Annotated in this window: 14 protein-coding genes and 2 tRNA genes; 7 read left to right on the top strand and 9 right to left on the bottom strand. The window is 57.4% G+C overall.

Going from position 1 to position 17,759, the window contains the following annotated elements; all coding sequences use genetic code 11:
* Position 1 precedes the first annotated feature (1 nt).
* From tsaE to orn, 5 genes are all read right to left on the bottom strand, one after another.
* Positions 2-460 (bottom strand): tRNA (adenosine(37)-N6)-threonylcarbamoyltransferase complex ATPase subunit type 1 TsaE, encoded by a 459-nt coding sequence (tsaE, locus tag HC757_RS09025; RefSeq protein ID WP_169564019.1) that lies wholly within the window; start codon positions 458-460, stop codon positions 2-4.
* 86 nt (positions 461-546) lie between these two features.
* Positions 547-2,043, bottom strand: a complete 1,497-nt coding sequence (locus HC757_RS09020) for an NAD(P)H-hydrate dehydratase (RefSeq protein WP_169564018.1) — start codon at positions 2,041-2,043, stop codon at positions 547-549.
* A 354-nt stretch (positions 2,044-2,397) separates the two neighbouring features.
* A tRNA-Gly gene (locus HC757_RS09015) sits at positions 2,398-2,473 on the bottom strand.
* 49 nt (positions 2,474-2,522) lie between these two features.
* A tRNA-Gly gene (locus HC757_RS09010) sits at positions 2,523-2,598 on the bottom strand.
* 260 nt (positions 2,599-2,858) lie between these two features.
* Entirely contained in the window at positions 2,859-3,404 is a 546-nt protein-coding gene (orn, locus tag HC757_RS09005) for an oligoribonuclease (protein WP_169564017.1), read from the bottom strand.
* A gap of 112 nt (positions 3,405-3,516) precedes the next feature.
* Between orn and rsgA the strand changes: the two genes are divergently transcribed.
* From rsgA to HC757_RS08980, 5 genes are all read left to right on the top strand, one after another.
* A complete protein-coding gene (rsgA, locus tag HC757_RS09000) occupies positions 3,517-4,578 on the top strand; it encodes a small ribosomal subunit biogenesis GTPase RsgA (protein WP_169564016.1) in 1,062 nt (353 codons plus the stop codon).
* A 42-nt stretch (positions 4,579-4,620) separates the two neighbouring features.
* Positions 4,621-5,502: an archaetidylserine decarboxylase gene (gene asd, locus HC757_RS08995; RefSeq protein ID WP_169564015.1), complete on the top strand. Its 882-nt coding sequence runs from the start codon at positions 4,621-4,623 to the stop codon at positions 5,500-5,502.
* Between the two features lie 23 nt (positions 5,503-5,525).
* Entirely contained in the window at positions 5,526-6,437 is a 912-nt protein-coding gene (locus HC757_RS08990) for a DMT family transporter (protein WP_169564014.1), read from the top strand.
* 67 nt (positions 6,438-6,504) lie between these two features.
* Entirely contained in the window at positions 6,505-9,708 is a 3,204-nt protein-coding gene (locus HC757_RS08985) for a mechanosensitive ion channel domain-containing protein (RefSeq protein WP_169564013.1), read from the top strand.
* 25 nt (positions 9,709-9,733) lie between these two features.
* Positions 9,734-10,468: a glycerophosphodiester phosphodiesterase gene (locus HC757_RS08980; protein ID WP_169564012.1), complete on the top strand. Its 735-nt coding sequence runs from the start codon at positions 9,734-9,736 to the stop codon at positions 10,466-10,468.
* Positions 10,469-10,481: 13 nt separating this feature from the next.
* Here the strand turns inward: HC757_RS08980 and HC757_RS08975 are convergent, their stop codons facing one another.
* Positions 10,482-10,814, bottom strand: coding sequence for a DUF3392 domain-containing protein (locus HC757_RS08975; protein ID WP_169564011.1), 333 nt, complete (start codon positions 10,812-10,814; stop codon positions 10,482-10,484).
* A gap of 49 nt (positions 10,815-10,863) precedes the next feature.
* Here HC757_RS08975 and HC757_RS08970 point away from each other — a divergent pair, with 49 nt between their 5' ends.
* Together HC757_RS08970 and HC757_RS08965 are read left to right on the top strand one after the other, a co-directional pair.
* The gene (locus HC757_RS08970) at positions 10,864-11,790 is read left to right on the top strand and encodes a D-2-hydroxyacid dehydrogenase (protein ID WP_169564010.1); all 927 of its coding nucleotides are present in this window, start codon (positions 10,864-10,866) and stop codon (positions 11,788-11,790) included.
* Positions 11,791-12,080: 290 nt separating this feature from the next.
* Positions 12,081-12,272 (top strand): bacterioferritin-associated ferredoxin, encoded by a 192-nt coding sequence (locus HC757_RS08965; protein ID WP_169564009.1) that lies wholly within the window; start codon positions 12,081-12,083, stop codon positions 12,270-12,272.
* 89 nt (positions 12,273-12,361) lie between these two features.
* Here HC757_RS08965 and parC read toward each other — a convergent pair whose 3' ends face one another.
* Genes parC through parE form a run of 3 tightly spaced genes read right to left on the bottom strand, consistent with a single transcriptional unit; the run spans position 12,362 to position 17,729 of the window.
* Entirely contained in the window at positions 12,362-14,629 is a 2,268-nt protein-coding gene (gene parC / locus HC757_RS08960) for a DNA topoisomerase IV subunit A (RefSeq protein WP_169564008.1), read from the bottom strand.
* Entirely contained in the window at positions 14,622-15,791 is a 1,170-nt protein-coding gene (locus HC757_RS08955; RefSeq protein ID WP_169564007.1) for a PQQ-dependent sugar dehydrogenase, read from the bottom strand. The genes parC and HC757_RS08955 overlap by 8 nt, the downstream gene beginning before the upstream one ends.
* A gap of 51 nt (positions 15,792-15,842) precedes the next feature.
* Positions 15,843-17,729, bottom strand: coding sequence for a DNA topoisomerase IV subunit B (parE, locus tag HC757_RS08950; RefSeq protein WP_169564006.1), 1,887 nt, complete (start codon positions 17,727-17,729; stop codon positions 15,843-15,845).
* Between the last annotated feature and the right edge of the window lie 30 nt (positions 17,730-17,759).

Here is a 17,759-nt window from a genome sequence, read left to right as displayed (position 1 = left end):
GTTACTTAACATTATTTAACAGCGCTTGCCCCTTGATGGACTTGGCTTCTATCCGTACCTCCCGCCCGCCATCGGCATATTGAAGATGCAGCTGTATATCGGCTTCGGGCAGCAACCCCATCCCCTTTTCAGGCCATTCTACAATACACAAACTGGTGGCGGAGAAATAATCGCGGATCCCCATATACTCGAGTTCTTCAGGGTCATTCAACCGATATAAATCAAAATGATAAACTTCGACGTCTGCGAGCTCATAAGGTTCAACCAAGGTATAGGTCGGACTCTTGACGGCCCCCTCATGCCCCAGCCCCTGCACTATTCCCCGGCTCAGGGTGGTCTTTCCCGCTCCCAGCTCACCGCTGAGGTACAGGGTGAAAGGAGGACGCATCAGCGCGGCGAGTTTTCTGCCCAGGTCCAAGGTTTCAGTTTCAGTCTCGAGAAAAAAAGTTATTGCTGTCATGTCTGTTTCGTATCGCCGCTGTCTCAAAATGTGTGAGGATGCACACTCATGCCTTAACCCGAGCTGACTGAGTATCCATGGGCCGCCTAGAGTAAATCACTATTGACCAATTGGCGAATAAAAGGCATCAAATCGCTGGCCAGCATGCCTCTCTCCCCCTCTGCGGCGGCGAGATCTGCGGCATGACCATGTACTATGACGCCCGCAAGCGTCGCCGATATGGGCTCCAGCCCCTGTGCCATCAAGGCGGCGATTATACCAGACAAAACATCGCCACACCCACCACTCGCCAACCCAGGATTGCCCACGGGCGCGACATACATATGTTCACCGTCGAAGATCAGGGTGCCGGCGCCCTTGAGCAGTACCACACCCTCATACTTGCGTTGGATGGCCCTGATGGCCGCAAACCTGTCTGTCTCGACCTCGGCCAGGCTGCAGCCCAACAGCCGAGCCGCCTCCCCCGGATGGGGAGTCAATACCCAGTCCGGACAGCTTCGCGGCGCCTGGCTCAACAAGTTCAATGCATCTGCGTCCAGCAACTTGGGAATGCCTGCCCTGCCGACACCCAGGCAGGCATCAAAACAGGCCCGGCCCCATACTTGCTGCCCAAGACCTGGACCAAGCAATACCAGCTGGGCCCACTCCAGGCGTTGCAGAAACGCCGGATCCGCCGGCTCACAACCGAGAAACATCAACTCGGGACGATTCATGTTGACCGTGACTTGATGCTCTGGCCTGCTCATGACAGTCACCAGGCCGGCGCCGGCCCTGAGACACGCCTCACCCGCTAGCCGTATCGCCCCGGCCATACCAGTGTCCCCCCCAACCATGAGTACCTTGCCCGCCATGCCCTTATGGCTATCCCTGGCCCTGGGAGCGAGGCAGGATGCCAGATACTCAAGGGTCACTTTCCGGGCGGCAGGCTGCGGCAGATACGCAGTCAAACCTAGCTCCGCCAGCGCTATGAAGCCGCAGTGTTGGCGTCCCTTGGCGGTAAAGAGTCCCTGTTTCAGGCCGCCGAAGGTCAGGGTGACATCGGCCTGCACCGGGACGCCGTCACAGGCCCCGGTATCTGCGTTGAGTCCTGAAGGTAAATCCAGGCTAAGCACCCAGGCGTTCGAGCCATTGACGGCGGCTATTATGTCCGCCAGCCCGGGGCGCAGCACGCCCGTCACCCCTGTCCCCAACAGCCCATCGACTATGAGCTTGGCCTTGGCGATGTCCGGCAGAGCCATGGGTTGCACCTTACCGCCCTGAGCCGCGAAGGCCGCAAGCGCCAGCGACAGGGGCTCACCCGGCTCGGCCTTAGGCAAAGCCATCAGGGTCACGGCATAACCTGCCTTCAACAGCCTGGCGGCGCACACCAGCGCATCGGCGCCGTTATTGCCAGTGCCGGCCAGCACCAACACCTCTGTCGGCGCACTGTGTTGCTGGGTGATGAGCCCAAATGCCGCCTCACCGGCCCGCTCGACCAGGCCATACAGGGTCACATCACCCCGCGCCACAGCCTCTGTCTCGGCCGCGCGTATCTGTTGGCCTGTGTACAAGCTTCTGGGCAATGCAGACAAATCTTGCGCCATCTTGTGTCCCCCGCTAATGATGCCAACGGCCTCTTGTGTTCCCCGCCAACAATGCCGAACGGCCCCTTGCCGACTCAATCTCCAGACTAGCCATAAATGCCGCCGGCAACAAGCCATGGGCAGACACCACTAAATGCCAACAGCACGAGAGTGTCACCTGAGATGCTAAGAGCAAGAGGGGGATTTGTTGGGCATTGGCGCGACCCTGCCGGCATAGGCAAAGGTTCAGAGCTATGATTCGGGCTATGACTAGTGCAGTTCAAAACCAAGCGGATATCATTTCATTCGAACAAAACAGTCGAGTGCGGCTCTTGAGAATGCTGGATTTTTGAGAAAACAGGGGGATTTGGAAATTGGAGCGACATATCGGGTTCGAACCGATGACCTATACCTTGGCAAGGTATCGCTCTACCAACTGAGCTAATGTCGCTTAATGCTTTGCGGTTTAACGACGCTTGTGAATCGCTTAACCTTTAAATTGGAGCGACATATCGGGTTCGAACCGATGACCTATACCTTGGCAAGGTATCGCTCTACCAACTGAGCTAATGTCGCTTTAATTTTTCTTCGTCGTTCTGACTCATTTTATTGGCAAGGTATCGTATTTCCACCAAGACCAACTGAGCCAATGTCGCTTTAATCTGTTGTGCCACATATCCAACTTACTGCTTCGGCGTCAGGTTTCCAACCCCAAAACTGAAATATGTATCACAACATTCAACTCCCATCCGGCATGCCATCCGAAAGTTGAGGCCGCATTATATGAAAAATTCCATCGCCTGCAACCCCTTCTTGAAGATTTATCTGCCGATCGCTCAAATTTTAAATACTTTGTCGCGATAATACCTGAGTTCGGCGATGGACTCCTGGATATCCTGCAATGCCTGGTGGGTGCCTTGCTTCTTGAAACCGTCCATGGTTTCCGGGCTCCAGCGCTTCACCAACTCCTTGATGGTGCTGACATCGACATTGCGATAGTGGAAGTAATCTTCCAACTCTCTCATGTAGCGATTCAGGAAACGCCTGTCCTGGCCTATGCTATTACCACACATGGGGGAAGCTCCCTGGGGCACGTGTTCGCTCAAGAAAGCTATCGTCTGGGCTATGGCATCCGCTTCGCTGAACTGGCTGGCCTTCACCCTCGCGATCAGCCCGGACTCACCATGGTGTTTCTGGTTCCAGTCATCCATCTTCGCCAGGGTGTCATCGGACTGATGAATCGCAATCACTGGCCCCTGTGCCAGTATGTTCAGCTGCTGATCTGTCACTATGGTGGCTATCTCTATGATCCTGTCCACCTCAGGGTCCAGCCCCGTCATTTCCAAATCTACCCAAATCAGATTGTTCGCGTCCGCCGCCATAACTAAGCCTTATCGTGTCCATTAGCCTAAACTCAGGCTTTTTTATTCAAGAGTGTGTATCATACTGCCTTTTCGGAACACAAAAAATCACCTTATTGATGAAGATAAACCTGTGAGCAAAAAGAAACCCCTAAGCCAAGGCCAGTTACGGCGCATGCGTGCCAATCACGAGAAGCGATTGCAGCGCGGCAATTCAGATAAAAACTTGCCTGAACTACAGGACAATTCTCTCGGACCGGAACAGGCTGGGGTGGTGATCTCCCGCTTCGGCCAGCATGCAGACATAGAGACTGCGGACGGTCAAACCGTGCGCTGCAACATCCGCCGCACCATCAAAGGCCTGGTGACAGGCGACAAGGTGATCGTCAGGCTGGCACTCGAACAACAGTCCGGCATTGGCGGCATAGTGGAAGCCGTGCACCCGCGCACTTCGTCCCTGACCCGTCCGGATCTGTACGATGGCGTCAAGGTGATTGCCGCCAACATAGATCAGATCCTCATAGTCTCATCCGTGTTACCCAGCTTTACCACTCAGATCATCGACCGCTATCTGGTGGCCGCCGAAGACACGGGCATACCCCCGGTGATCATCCTCAACAAGATAGACTTGCTCAATCCAGACGAGGCCGATGAGATAGCCGCCGCGCTCCAGCGTTATGAAGACATAGGCTACAAGGTGTTTAAAGTCAGCAGCAAATCCGGTGACGGCCTGGATGCCATCAAGGGCCTGCTCAAGGACAAGGTCAGCGTCTTCGCGGGCCAGTCGGGTGTAGGTAAATCCTCCATGATCAATGCCCTGCTGCCGGACGCCGAATTGCTGGTCGGCGATGTCTCAGACAACTCGGGCCTGGGACAACACACCACCACCACAGCCAAACTGCTGCATCTGCCCAGCGGCGGCGATCTCATCGACTCCCCCGGGGTGCGTGAGTTTGCCCTCTGGCACTTGCCGGCGCAGAGAGTGGGCTGGTGTTTCATCGAATTCCGCGAATTCCTCGGCACCTGTAAGTTTCGCGACTGTAAACATGGCGACGACCCCGGCTGTGCCCTGCAAGAGGCCCTCAAGGCAGGGAAGATCACCGAGGACAGGTTCAACAACTATCACAAGATCATCGCCAGCCTGGACGAGCAGCGCCATGCCCGTTATTTCAGGGCGGCAACGGACGAACAGTAGAAATCACCCCATAATTAATCAGTACCATGAAGGAAGTCTAAATTGGATAAAGTGAAGATAGCGTTGCAGTATCTGCTGCCTAAACACTTGTTATCACGCTTAGTGGGTAAATTGGCCGCCGCCGAAGCCGGTGCTTTGACCACCGCCGGCATTAAGTGGTTCATCAAGCGATATAAGATTGACATGAGTGAGGCGGCCCAGAGCCAACCCGAAGCCTACACCAGCTTCAATGCCTTCTTTACCCGGGCACTCAAGCCCGGCATCAGGCCCCTGTGCCAGGACAGTGACATCATGGTGCACCCGGTCGACGGTGCCGTGAGCCAGCTGGGGCCTATCGAGGATGGCCGTATCTTCCAGGCCAAGGGGCACAATTATTCCTCACTGGCCTTGCTCGGCGATCAAGCCGAAGATGCCAAACGCTTCGACGGCGGTGATTTTGCCACCATCTATCTGGCACCCAAGGATTATCATAGGATCCATATGCCCATTCGCGGCACCCTGTCCAAGATGACCTATGTGCCGGGAGAGCTGTTTTCGGTCAACCCTCTGACCGCACGCCATGTACCCGGGCTATTCGCCCGCAACGAGCGGGTTGTGGCCATTTTTGAAACTGAGGTTGGCCCACTGGCCATGGTGTTGGTCGGCGCGACGATAGTGGCCAGCATAGAAACCGTCTGGGCCGGCACAGTGACGCCCCCAGAAGGCAAGCGAGTATTCACCTGGGACTATCCGACCCAGGGGCCGGAAGCCCTCACCTTGGAGAAGGGCGCCGAAATGGGTCGCTTCAAACTCGGCAGCACTGTCGTCATGTTGTTTGCCAAGAACGCACTGACCGATTTTGCCGCCGGCGTCGAAGCCGAGGCCGTCACCCGTATGGGCGCCCCCTTCGCCACCCTGGCGCCACAGACCAAACAGGCAGACTGAGACGCTTGCAAGCACCAGCGCAAATGCCGGGACCCAAGACTCCCGCCCCGGCATCATCCGGGTTGCCGGGTGCGGGTCTCATAGAACTGCACCTGGCGGTGCTGCTCTTCGGTGGCACGGCCCTGTTCTCCAAGCTCATTCCCCTTGGCGCCTTGGATATCACCCTGCTGCGCTGCATCGTTGCCGCCGTGGTGCTGGCCTCGATAGTCAAGTTCAGCCGCCATAGACTCACCCTCGGCAGCGGCCGGGATTACCTCATAGCCATCGGGCTGGGGGTCTTGGTCAGCCTGCATTGGGTGACCTATTTCGCCTCCATGCAACTCTCGTCCGTGGCCATAGGCATGATTTCCTTCTTCTGCTATCCGGTGATGACTGTGCTGCTCGAACCCATGTTGACCCGGACCCGGCTTAGGCTCGGGGACTTGCTCAGTGGTGTTGCCGTGCTCGCCGGCGTGAGCCTGCTGATCCCCGAGGCCAGCCTGGGCAACGATGTCACCCTGGGAATACTGCTCGGGGTCCTGTCCGCCATGCTATTCACCGCCCGCAACTTGCTGCATAAGCGTTATTTTTCTGCCTACAGCGGCCCCCAAGCCATGTTCTACCAGACAGCTGTGGCCGTGCTATTCCTCGCCCCCTGGCACCAGGTAACGCCGGGCGAAATTCAGCAACAGACCTGGTGGCTCATCTTGTTGCTGGGGGTTGTCTTTACCGCCGCGCCCCATGCCCTGTTCACCTCGGCACTGAGGCAATTGAGTGCCAAGACGGTTGGCCTGGTCTCCTGCCTGCAACCTTTCTACGGCGCCATGCTGGCATTGGTGCTGCTGGGTGAAACCCTCGATGGCCGCACCCTGCTGGGCGGCACTCTGGTGGTCGTGACGGCCCTGTTGGAAACCCATCAGAGTCACAGGACCCAAAGGCAAAAAAAGAGCCTGTAGAAACATACCAATTGGCGGCCAAGTTGGCTAAGATGGTCAGTCTCCCGTCCTGAAGCTCATACCTTATATGCTGCGTATTTTCCTGTTTATTATTCTTTTTTTCTCCTTCGCTTCCGTGGCCAGCCCAGTTCTCTCGCTCAACAATCGCTTGGGGGGGCAACCCCAGACCGAGCCGCAAAAGCCGACCACCAACGAACAACTCGATGAGCTGAAACTCGGCATAGACAGCCTGGCGAGCAAGGCGACCCAATATCAGCAAGTCCAGCTGAATTTCGAGCACCATAAGCAGGCGCTGCTGACCCAGTTGCAGCAGGCCGCGGCCCAGCTTCCGCTGGACAAAGAAGTGGAACTCAACCAACAAGTCTCCATGGCACATTTTCGCCTGTCGGAGCTCAAGGAGAGTGAAGCCCAGCTGAGTCAGCAAGTCGCCGAGCTGCTGCAGCGCCACAACAACCTGCCCGGTGTCATCTCCAAGGCCAGACAGGCGCTGACCCAACATCAGAAGACGGAGTTGGCCCCGATAGACACCCCCAAGGGTCAGGTGCAGCAGGCGCAGCGATTACTGTATGAACAGAGTCTGGCGACGGACGAAGCCGAGCTGGCCAGCAGCCAGAAGCGTATCGAGCTGGCACAGCTGCAACTACAGCTGCTGCGTCAGCAATTGCTCCAGCAAGAAACTCAGATTGAGACGCTCAACAAGGTCATGAGTGAAAAACGGCAGCAACAGACAGAGGCGACCCTGGCTGACAATCTGCAACCCAGCGAAGCCGGCACCGATCCCCTGAGCCAACAACTCAGCGATGCCAACCAGCTCTATGGCCAGAAACTTCAGACCCTGACGCTGCAGATAGGCAATGCCATAGAACAGCAGGAAGACACGGAGAAACAGTACCAATCCCAGTCGCAGCAGCTGACCAATATCCAGGAACAGATCACCTGGGTGAAGATGAACTCGGCCTTCGGCGAGCGTTTCCTGCAGATGCTGCAGTCCCTGCCCAAACCCCCGAGTCAGGAAGGACTGCAGGCCGACATAGCCGACGCCAGGCTGGCCAGATACCATCTGGAGCAACAGCTCTCGATCAACGAGCAGAGGTATGAACAGAGCAATCTGCTCAACGAATTCCAGCTCAAACTGCTCGCCTCCCAGCAAGTGCTGATCGAGCAGCTGCTGCAGGGCTACGATCAATATCTGAACGAGCTGGCCAAACTCAAAGTTAACTTCGAACAACTCAACCAGCTGCACCAAACGCTGAAGAATACCCTCAATGAACACTTATTCTGGGTGCCCAATGCCGCCAGCATAAGCAAGCTCTGGCTGACGGATGTCCACAGCAGCGGTCTCTGGCTGCTGCAACCAGGTCAATGGCAGCAGCTGCAACAAACCTGGGCAGAACAGAATAACTACTGGTCCTGGTGGATCATACTCTTGGTGCTCTGTCTGGTCGCCCAGGATCTGTTGAGTCCGGGATTCAATGCCGCCATGGACGAGTACGCCACCCGCGTAGGTAACGTGACCCAGGACAAGTTCATCTATACCTTCAAGGCATTGACTGCGACCTTCGGCTACGCCCTGGTCAAGCCCTTCCCCATCATAGTGGCGGGCCTGATCCTATACGCCTCGGAGCGCAACTCGGTCCAGGCTATCGGCATGGGCACACTCGCCATCGGCCTCATCTATCTGCTGCACCGGCTTACCCGGCTGCTGGCATCGGAGAAAGGCGTGATGGTGGGCCACTTCAAATGGCCGCGTGAGGTGCTGCAGCTGGGGCAGCTCAGGTTCAGGAAGTTCGTCATAGTCGCCAGCCCCTTGATCTGGGTGATGGGCTTCACCGAAGTGCTGGATGCATCCCTGGTGCGCAACAGCATAGGCCGCGGCGCCTTCATCCTCTTCTGTCTGGTGTTATTCCTGCTCTATAAAGACATGCTGCTCTTGTCCAAGCAGCATAATGAACCCCAACAGGATGGCAAGAATAAACAGCTGCTGCAGAAGCTGTTGTGGAGCGGCCTGATATTCGTGCCCCTGGTGAGCGCAGTGCTGGCCATCCGCGGCTATTACTTCACCGCGTTCCAGATGTTGCTGCAACTGCAGCTCTCTTTCCTGCTGGGATTGAGCTTCCTGCTGCTGTATCAACTGATCCGCCGCTGGATGCTGATAGAGCACAGGCGCATCGCCTTCGATCGCGCCAAGGCGAAACGGGCCGAACGCCTGGCGCAGCGGGATAAGGGGGAGATTCAGGGCGGGATCAACGAAACGGCGGACAGCTATGAGGAACCTGTGGTCGATCTCGACACCATCTCCAGCCAGTCCCTGGGCCTGGTGCGTTCCCTGTTGCTGCTGGCCTTCCTCATCAGCCTGATCGGCCTCTGGACTCAGACCCACACGGCGCTGTTTTCCTTCCTGGATGGCATCAGCCTCTGGACCAGCAGTGCCATGGTCAACGGCATGGAACAGACCCTGCCGATCACCCTGAAGTCTCTGCTGTTTGCCATAGTCATTGTCGGCTTCTCCATGATGATAGCCACCAACCTGCCTGGCTTGCTGGAACTGGTACTCTTGCAAAGATTGGATCTCAGCCCGGGAACCGGCTTTGCCATCACCACGGTCAGCCGCTACCTGGTGGTCTTCTTCGGCCTGCTGGTGGGCTTTTCGACCCTGGGGATGGAATGGTCCAAGCTCCAGTGGCTGATCGCCGCCCTGTCGGTCGGTTTAGGTTTCGGCCTGCAGGAAATTTTCGCCAACTTCATCTCGGGTCTCATCATATTGTTCGAGAAGCCGGTGCGCATCGGCGACACAGTCACCATACGCGAGCTCACCGGGACGGTCAGCAAGATCCAAATCCGCGCCACCACCATCATAGACTGGGACAGGAAGGAGATCATAGTCCCCAACAAGGCCTTCATCACTGAGCAGCTGATCAACTGGTCCCTGTCGGATCCCATCACCCGGGTGATAGTCTATGTCTCTGTGGCCCGGGATTCGGATCCCGCCAAGGTCGAGGCCTCGCTCTATCAGGCGGTGCGTGAATGCCAGGACGCCCTACAGACCCCTGAGCCCGAGGTCTGGTTTGCCGGCTTTGGCAAGCACACCCAGGACTATGAGGTCAGGGCCTATGCCAAGGAGATGGCGTCGCGCTGGCCGCTGCGCCACGATCTGCATAAGAGGATCACCAGAAAGCTCAAGGAAAACCAGCTGGAACTGGCCTATCCACAGATGGAAATCCATATTCACAACGGCCAGCAAAGAGACACCGCCAGCCTGATCAGAAGCTGACGACAAACAGAAACAGGATGATGAGATGCTGATATTTGCCCATAGGGGGGCCAGCGGTTACGCCCCGGAGAATACCCTGGCCGCGATGGAAAAGGCATTGGCGCTGGGCGCCGAGGCGATCGAGCTGGATGTCCACAATGTCGCCGGCGAGCTGATGGTATTCCATGACCGCCGGCTCGAAGGCAAGAGTTCGGGCAAGGGGCTTATTCACCTGACGAGCCGGGCCGAGCTGGCCGGCATCAGAGTGGGCGGCGAGCCTATTCCCAGCCTGTGGCAAGTGTTGGAGTTTGTCGGGGGGCGTTGCATCATCAACATAGAATTGAAAGGCATAGACACAGTCACGCCCTTCCTGGCGCTCTACCCCAAGGCGCTGACCGAGCTGGGATATAGATCCGAGCAGCTGCTGATCTCCTCCTTCAATCATCCTTATCTGCAACAGGTCAAGCAGGCATTGCCCCATGCCAGGGTGGCGCCCCTGCTTGCCGGCATCCCCCTGGACAAGGCGAATATCGCCAGCCAGCTGAATGCCTTCTCACTGCACCTGGATATCGCCTTCATCGACAGGGCCCTGATCGAGGATGCCCATGCCAGGGGCGTGCGCGTCTACGTCTATACTGTGGACGATGGCGATGATATCAGGGCGCTGCAGCAGCTGGGGGTCGACGGCATCTTCAGCAACTATCCGGACCGCGCCGCCGAGGCACTTGCCGAGAGCCGGGCAAACAGGCAGGGCCAGGATTACAGCCACTGGTTCGAATAGGCCAGATAGACAATTACACCTGACGGTTGCGTTGGGCCCAGGCACCGACAAACAGGAAGGCGGCGACCACCAGCAGCAGCATCCAAGAGGATGGCATGTGCGCCAGTTTCCGCGCCAGCCAGGGGCTCAGGGTCACTATCAACATGCCGTAGCCGAAGGCATTGACCAACACGAAGATCAGGGTGCGCAGCGTGAAGGAGCGCCCCGCCAGGTTGCGGCGCAACAATCTATTGATGTCGGCGCCGAAGACCACTATCAGGCAGGCGACCATGGCGGTGGCTATCTCGTTGAGCCAAGGGTGCAGCATGGCCCCCATGCGGGAAAGAAACCCTAGGATGCTATCCATAAATACTCGATATGATTGAGAAATAACGCCAAGGATACGGGGAGAAAGTATGAGACACAAGTTACTCTTGTTAACCCGGGAGAATAGCCGTTACCGCCAGTTACTGGCCGCCAGCCCACTTCCCGGACTGACACTGCTGGGGGACGATCCCCTGAGCATCCAGGAAGCCGACATCTGGTTGGCCGAACCCGCACTCGCCGCCCCCCTGCTGGCCCATGCCAGAGACTTGCGCTGGCTGCAATCCACTTTCGCCGGTGTCGATGCCCTGACTAAACCCAGGCAGAGGCGCGACTACCAGCTGACCAATATCCGCGGCATCTTCGGCCCGTTGATGAGCGAGTACCTGTTCGGCTACCTGTTGGCGCATCAGAGAGAACACCTGAGATACAAGTCGCAGCAGCAATTGAGGCAATGGCTGCCCGGCAGTTACAAGACACTCCAGGGCCAGACCTTGCTCCTGCTCGGCACAGGCTCCATTGCCAGGCATATAGCCCAGACAGCCAAACACTTCGGCATGCGGGTAGTGGGGCTGAATCGCAGTGCCACCCAGGTACCCGAGTTCGATGAGATAGCGACCCTGGACGCGCTGCCACAATACCTGCCCCAGGCCGATGCCATCGCCAGCCTGTTGCCCAGCACCCCAGAGACCCGTGGCCGCCTCAATGCCATTATGCTGGCGTTGCTCAAGCCGGATGCCGTACTGTTCAACCTGGGGCGGGGCGACGTGTTGGATCTCGACGCCCTCAATCTGCAGCTGGCCGCCAATCCCGAGCAACAGGCGATTCTGGACGTCTTCAATCAGGAACCCCTGCCGGCCGAACACCCCATCTGGGAGCGCACCAATGCCACCATCACCCCGCATATCGCCGCTCCCAGTTTTCCCGAACAGGTAGTGGACATTTTCACGGCCAACTATCACAAGTTGCTGGCGGGCCAGCCGCTGGCCCATAGGGTCGATTTCGAGCGTGGCTATTGAGATGCTATCCGGGCTGAAAGGCAGCCGAGCCGCTTTACATTATGCCTCAGCAACTTAGGCAGCAACGCCTGCCCATCTCAGGGCCAGCCTGGATTTTCGGCCCTCCTTGGTTATTCCTCGAACAGCAAATTGGACGCTAAATTATAGCCAATGGTTATTAGTATTGAGAAGTATTCTTATTTATACTTGGCGCCATTCGAGGGAGAGCGCAGCGTCGCCCCATGAGATCCACAGCACGACACAGCAGATGCGGCCAAGCGACGGCCGCGAAACGAGATTGGAGTCACCCTATGTATGTTTGCCTTTGCCATGCGATTACCGATAGCCAGATCAAACAGGCCGTGGGCCAGGGCGACGCATCATTGGCCGACGTGAAGAAGCGTTTAGGGGTCGCCAGCCAATGCGGCAAGTGCGCCAGAATGGCGACGCAGATCATCCAGAACCAACTCGAGATAGAACCCAATTATTACGAAGTGGCCTGAGCACAGACACCTAAGCCGATAGCGCCACTCACGATAGACATAAAAAATGCTGCCATTGGCAGCATTTTTTATGTCTAGGCAATCCCAAATCAGCTCTGGGTCTCGCCATCCCCCAACTCGACACTGTCGACCCGCTGCAGTCCCCTCGGCAACTTGGCACCACGGCGGCCACGTTCGCCGCGATAATGCTCGAGATCGCCGGGCTTGAGGGTCAGCTTGCGCTTACCCGCCCACAGAGTCACAGACGTATCGGCCGGCACCAGTTGCAGGTGAGTCAGCAGCTCTTCCCGGCTCTTGGCGCGTTCGCCGGGAATGCCTATGACCTTATTGCCTTTACCCTTGGATAACTGCGGCAGGGCATCCAATGCAAACAGCAGCATGCGGCCTTCGTTGGTGATCGCCAGGATGGAGGTTGCCTTCGCCTTGTCGATAAGCCTGGGAGGCAAGGACCTGGCGTTAGCCGGCAGACTCAAGAGGGCCTTACCCGCCTTGTTGCGTGACACCATGTCGCCATAGGCGCAGATGAAACCATAGCCGGCGTCGCTGGCCAACAGGAAGCATTGCTCGTCCTCGCCCATCAACACATGCTGCATGGTTTCACCCGGGGCCATGTTGAAGCGGGTGGTGATCGGCTCGCCCTGGCTGCGGGCCGACGGCAAGGTATGACTGTCGGTGGCGAAGGCGCGCCCGGAGGAGTCGATGAACAACGCCGCCTGGTTGCTGCGGCCCATGGCACTGCAGAGGAACTGGTCCCCCGCCTTGTAAGACAGCGCCTGGGCATCGACATCGTGGCCCTTGGCGCAACGTACCCAGCCCTTCTCCGACAGCACTACTGTCACGGCCTCGGTCGGCAACAACTCTTGCTCGCTCAGCGCCTTGGATTCATTTCTCAGCACTATTGGCGAGCGCCTGTCGTCACCGAAGGTCTCACCATCCTGCAGCAATTCTTTCTTGATCAGCGTCTTGAGACGACGCTCCGAACCCAGCAAGAGTTCGAGCTTCTGGCGTTCGGCCTCCAGTTCGTCCTGCTCGGCGGTGATCTTGAACTCTTCCAGCTTCGCCAGATGGCGCAGCTTGAGTTCGAGTATCGCTTCGGCCTGTTTGTCCGTCAGCGAAAAACGCGCCATCAGCTCGGCCTTGGGCTCGTCATGGAAACGTATGATCTCTATCACTTCGTCAATATTGAGGAAGGCGACCATCAACGCCTCGAGGATATGCAGCCTGGAGAGCACCTTATCCAAACGGAATTCCAGGCGGCGTCTGACCGTCTCTACCCTGAATTCCAGCCACTCGGTCAGCAGCTGTTTGAGCCCCTTCACCCTGGGGCGACCATCGAGCCCGAGGACATTGAGGTTGACCCTGAAACTCTTCTCCAGATCTGTGGTGGCGAACAGGTGCGCCATCAGTTGCTCACAGTCGACGCGATTGGAACGCGGCACCACCACCAAACGCACGGGATTCTCGTGATCCGATTCGTCGCGCAGATCCGCCACCATGGGCAGCTTCTTGGCCTGCATCTGGGCGGCTATCTGTTCCAATATCTTGCCGCTGCCGGCCTGGTGCGGCAGCGCTGTGATGATGATCTCGCCGTTGTCCAGGCTGTACACGGCGCGCATCTTCAGCGAGCCGCGCCCCGTCTCGTAAATCTTGGCTATGTCGCTCGCCGGGGTGATGATCTCGGCTTCGGTCGGATAGTCGGGTGCCGGCACCAGCTCCATCAGGCGTGGCAGCTCCGTCTTGGGATTATCCAGCAGCTCGACACAGGCGGCCACCAGCTCGCGCACGTTATGGGGCGGTATGTCGGTCGCCATGCCCACGGCTATGCCTGTGATGCCGTTGAGCAATATGTGCGGCAGCCGCGCCGGCAACACCTTGGGCTCTTTGAGGGTGCCGTCGAAGTTGGCGCCCCATTCGACCGTGCCCTGCCCCAGCTCGCTCAACAAGACCTCGGAAAACTTGGACAACTTGGCTTCTGTGTAACGCATGGCGGCGAAGGACTTGGGATCGTCGGGCGCGCCCCAGTTACCCTGGCCGTCCACCAGGGGATAGCGGTAAGAGAAGGGCTGCGCCATCAACACCATGGCTTCGTAACAGGCGCTGTCGCCATGGGGATGGTACTTACCCAGCACGTCCCCCACGGTACGGGCCGATTTCTTGGGTTTGGACTGGGCCGACAGGCCCAATTCACTCATGGCATAAATAATGCGGCGCTGAACCGGCTTGAGACCGTCGCCTATGTGCGGCAGGGCCCTGTCCATGATCACATACATGGAATAGTTCAGATAAGCCTCTTCGGTAAAGCGCCGCAGCGGCATCTGCTCTACCCCATCCAGACTTAACTCTATCGCATCACTCATTAGTCGATTCCTGTTCTTGTTCCTGGGGGGCAGCCGGCTCTATCCCCTTGTAATAGAGGCGATACACATTGCCCTTGAGATCGTCCGAAATATACATGGCACCTCCCGGGGCGTTAATGACCGCGTATGGCCGGGCGACAGGAAACTCGCCATCCAGAAAACTCACCACAGTGTGACGGCTAAGCACCTGATTATCGGCCACATCCAGCATGACTATCTGATAACCCACCTTGCTGGAGCGATTCCATGAGCCATTTTCGGCGACGAACAACTGTTGGTGATATTTCTCGGGAAATTGCTTGCCACGGTAGAAGGCCATCCCGGTCGGGGCCACATGGGCCGGCAGCTCGAAGATGGGCGCCGTGACCTTTAAATTCTTCGGCTTGTCATAGGCCGGCTCTATCACATCCTTGGCATGCACATAGGGAAAGCCATAATGGGCACCCTTGATGTCGACTCTGTTGATCTCATCGGCCGGTAAATTATCCCCCATCCAGTCGCGGCCCTTATCGGCGAACCACAACTTGCCGTCAACCGGTGACCAGTCCAACCCGGTCACATCACGTATCCCGGTGGCTATCTGCTCGCTGTCGCCCGTGTCTACGTCTATGGCTATGATGCTGCCGAAGGGGGCCGGCGATTCACATACATTACAGGGGGCGCCGATGGCGACATAGAGACGGCCATCCGGGCCGAAGCGCATCGCCCGGGTACCTTTGCGGCTCTCTTCCGGCAACTTGCTATAGATCTCTTTCGGCCTGCCGGGACGACGCAGCCGCTGCTCTATGTCAACATAGCGCAATATGCGATCTTCTATGGCCACATAGAGATCGCCATCATGGAAGGCGATGGCCTCGGGAGAGGTCAGCTCGTCGCTGATGAGATAGCGTTTGTCGACCCGGCCATCCTGATCGCTGTCGACCAGGGCATTGATGCTGCCGCTCTTGCCCGAACCGACAAACAAGGTACCTTCGTCGCCAAGTGCCATGCCCTTGGCATCCCCCAGCTCGGAGGCGTACAGGGTCAAGCCGAAACCTTTGGTGACGGTAATCACTATCGACTGATAACCGGCATAGGCCTGCCCCGACACCAAGAGGGCCAGGGCAACGCTCGAACCAAGCCAACGTAAGTTAATATAATTCAGTGCTTTAATAGACAACATTATGATTCTTTGCATGCCTTAATATTATTGTTCTCGGCAGAATGGACAAGGTTAAAGTAACGCCATATCGCCCTTGGTCTCCAACCAGGTCTTGCGATCCGGGGAGCGTTTCTTGGCGAGCAGCATATCCATCAAGGCCAAGGTGTCGTCGGCATCATCGATAGTGAGCTGCACCAGCCTGCGGGTATTGGGATCCATAGTGGTCTCTCTCAATTGCAGTGGATTCATCTCACCCAGGCCCTTGAAGCGGGTGACCTGTACCTTGCCTTTCTTATTCTCGGCGGCGATCCTGTCCAGGATCCCCAATCTTTCCGCATCGTCCAAGGCGTAAAACACTTCCTTGCCGATATCGATACGGAACAGGGGCGGCATGGCGATATACACATGCCCCAACTCGACCAACACCCGGTAATGCTTGAGGAATAAGGCACACAAGAGGGTGGCGATATGCAGCCCGTCCGAATCGGCATCGGCCAGAATGCAAATTTTACCGTATCTTAACTCAGAAATGTCGTTGCTGTCGGGATCGCAGCCTATGGCGACCGAAATATCATGCACCTCCTGGGAGGCCAGCACCTGGGAAGCATCCACTTCCCAGGTATTGAGTATCTTGCCCCGCAGCGGCATGATCGCCTGAAATTCACGGTCCCTGGCCTGTTTGGCACTGCCGCCCGCCGAGTCACCCTCCACCAGGAAGAGCTCGCCGCGCATGGGGTCCTGGCCACTGCAATCGGTCAACTTGCCAGGCAAGGCCGGCCCAGAGGTGACCTTCTTGCGGGCGACCTTCTTGGCCGCCTTGAGGCGTTTCTGGGCATTGTTGATGCACATCTCCGCCAGCGCTTCGGCCAGATCTGTGTGGGAGTTGAGCCAGAGGGAGAAGGCATCCCGCACCAGGCCGGAAACGAAGGCCGCACATTGACGGCTGGAGAGCTTCTCCTTGGTTTGACCGGCAAATTGGGGATCCTGCATCTTCACCGACAGGATGAACGCCGCCCTGTCCCAGATATCCTCGGGCGACAGCTTGATGCCGCGGGGGATGAGGTTGCGGAATTCGCAGAATTCGCGCATGGACTCCAGCAAGCCCTGGCGAAACCCGTTTACATGGGTGCCGCCCAATGGCGTGGGGATCAGGTTGACATAACTTTCGGCCAGGCTTTCGCCCCCTTCGGGTAGCCAGGTGATGGCCCAATCTGCGGCCTCCAGCTGCCCCTGAAAACTGCCGACGAAAGGCTCTTCCGGCAACCTCAGGCTATCGCTGATGGCGGCCTTCAAATAATCTGTCAGGCCGCTCTCATAGAACCATTCCTGCACTTCACCCGTATGCTTATTGGTAAACTTGATCCTCAGTCCCGGACATAGCACCGCCTTGGCACGCAGCAGATAGATGAGCTTGCTGAGGGAGAAATTGGCCGAGTCGAAATAACTCGCGTCCGGCCAGAAATGCACTCTGGTGCCTGTGTTACGGCGGCCACAGTTGCCTGTGACGTGCAAGTCTTCGACCTTAAAGCCATTTTCAAATGCCATATCATAGACTTGAGCATCACGGCGCACGGTAATTTCCACCCGGCGTGACAGGGCGTTCACCACAGAGATGCCGACCCCATGCAGGCCACCTGAGAACTGATAGTTCTTGTTGGAAAATTTGCCGCCGGCATGCAGCTTGGTGAGGATCAGCTCGACCCCGGGAATGCCTTCCTCCGGGTGAATATCCACCGGCATGCCACGGCCATCGTCCGTGACTTCCAGCGAATTGTCTGTATGCAAGACGACGTCGATTCGGGTGGCGTGTCCGGCAAGCGCTTCATCGACACTGTTATCTATGACCTCTTGCCCAAGATGGTTGGGGCGAGTGGTATCTGTATACATACCTGGACGGCGTTTTACTGGGTCGAGTCCATTGAGAACCTCGATGGCGTCGGAGGTGTATTGATTCGTCATAGTCCACACAATAGGTTGTTATTCAGGCCA

The organism is Shewanella salipaludis (genome assembly GCF_012911865.1).
Lineage (GTDB): Bacteria > Pseudomonadota > Gammaproteobacteria > Enterobacterales > Shewanellaceae > Shewanella > Shewanella salipaludis.
This window is presented reverse-complemented; position numbering and strand designations above follow the sequence as displayed.

What these genes read in the sequence shown, in the direction of transcription:
- HC757_RS09020 (WP_169564018.1), bottom strand. Translation starts at nt 2,043, where the DNA reads ATGGCGCAAGATTTGTCTGCATTGCCCAGAAGCTTGTACACAGGCCAA.
- parE (WP_169564006.1), bottom strand. Translation starts at nt 17,729, where the DNA reads ATGACGAATCAATACACCTCCGACGCCATCGAGGTTCTCAATGGACTC.
- HC757_RS08955 (WP_169564007.1), bottom strand. Translation starts at nt 15,791, where the DNA reads ATGTTGTCTATTAAAGCACTGAATTATATTAACTTACGTTGGCTTGGT.
- HC757_RS08970 (WP_169564010.1), top strand. Translation starts at nt 10,864, where the DNA reads ATGAGACACAAGTTACTCTTGTTAACCCGGGAGAATAGCCGTTACCGC.
- HC757_RS08985 (WP_169564013.1), top strand. Translation starts at nt 6,505, where the DNA reads ATGCTGCGTATTTTCCTGTTTATTATTCTTTTTTTCTCCTTCGCTTCC.
- orn (WP_169564017.1), bottom strand. Translation starts at nt 3,404, where the DNA reads ATGGCGGCGGACGCGAACAATCTGATTTGGGTAGATTTGGAAATGACG.
- tsaE (WP_169564019.1), bottom strand. Translation starts at nt 460, where the DNA reads ATGACAGCAATAACTTTTTTTCTCGAGACTGAAACTGAAACCTTGGAC.
- HC757_RS08990 (WP_169564014.1), top strand. Translation starts at nt 5,526, where the DNA reads ATGCCGGGACCCAAGACTCCCGCCCCGGCATCATCCGGGTTGCCGGGT.
- parC (WP_169564008.1), bottom strand. Translation starts at nt 14,629, where the DNA reads ATGAGTGATGCGATAGAGTTAAGTCTGGATGGGGTAGAGCAGATGCCG.
- HC757_RS08980 (WP_169564012.1), top strand. Translation starts at nt 9,734, where the DNA reads ATGCTGATATTTGCCCATAGGGGGGCCAGCGGTTACGCCCCGGAGAAT.
- HC757_RS08965 (WP_169564009.1), top strand. Translation starts at nt 12,081, where the DNA reads ATGTATGTTTGCCTTTGCCATGCGATTACCGATAGCCAGATCAAACAG.
- HC757_RS08975 (WP_169564011.1), bottom strand. Translation starts at nt 10,814, where the DNA reads ATGGATAGCATCCTAGGGTTTCTTTCCCGCATGGGGGCCATGCTGCAC.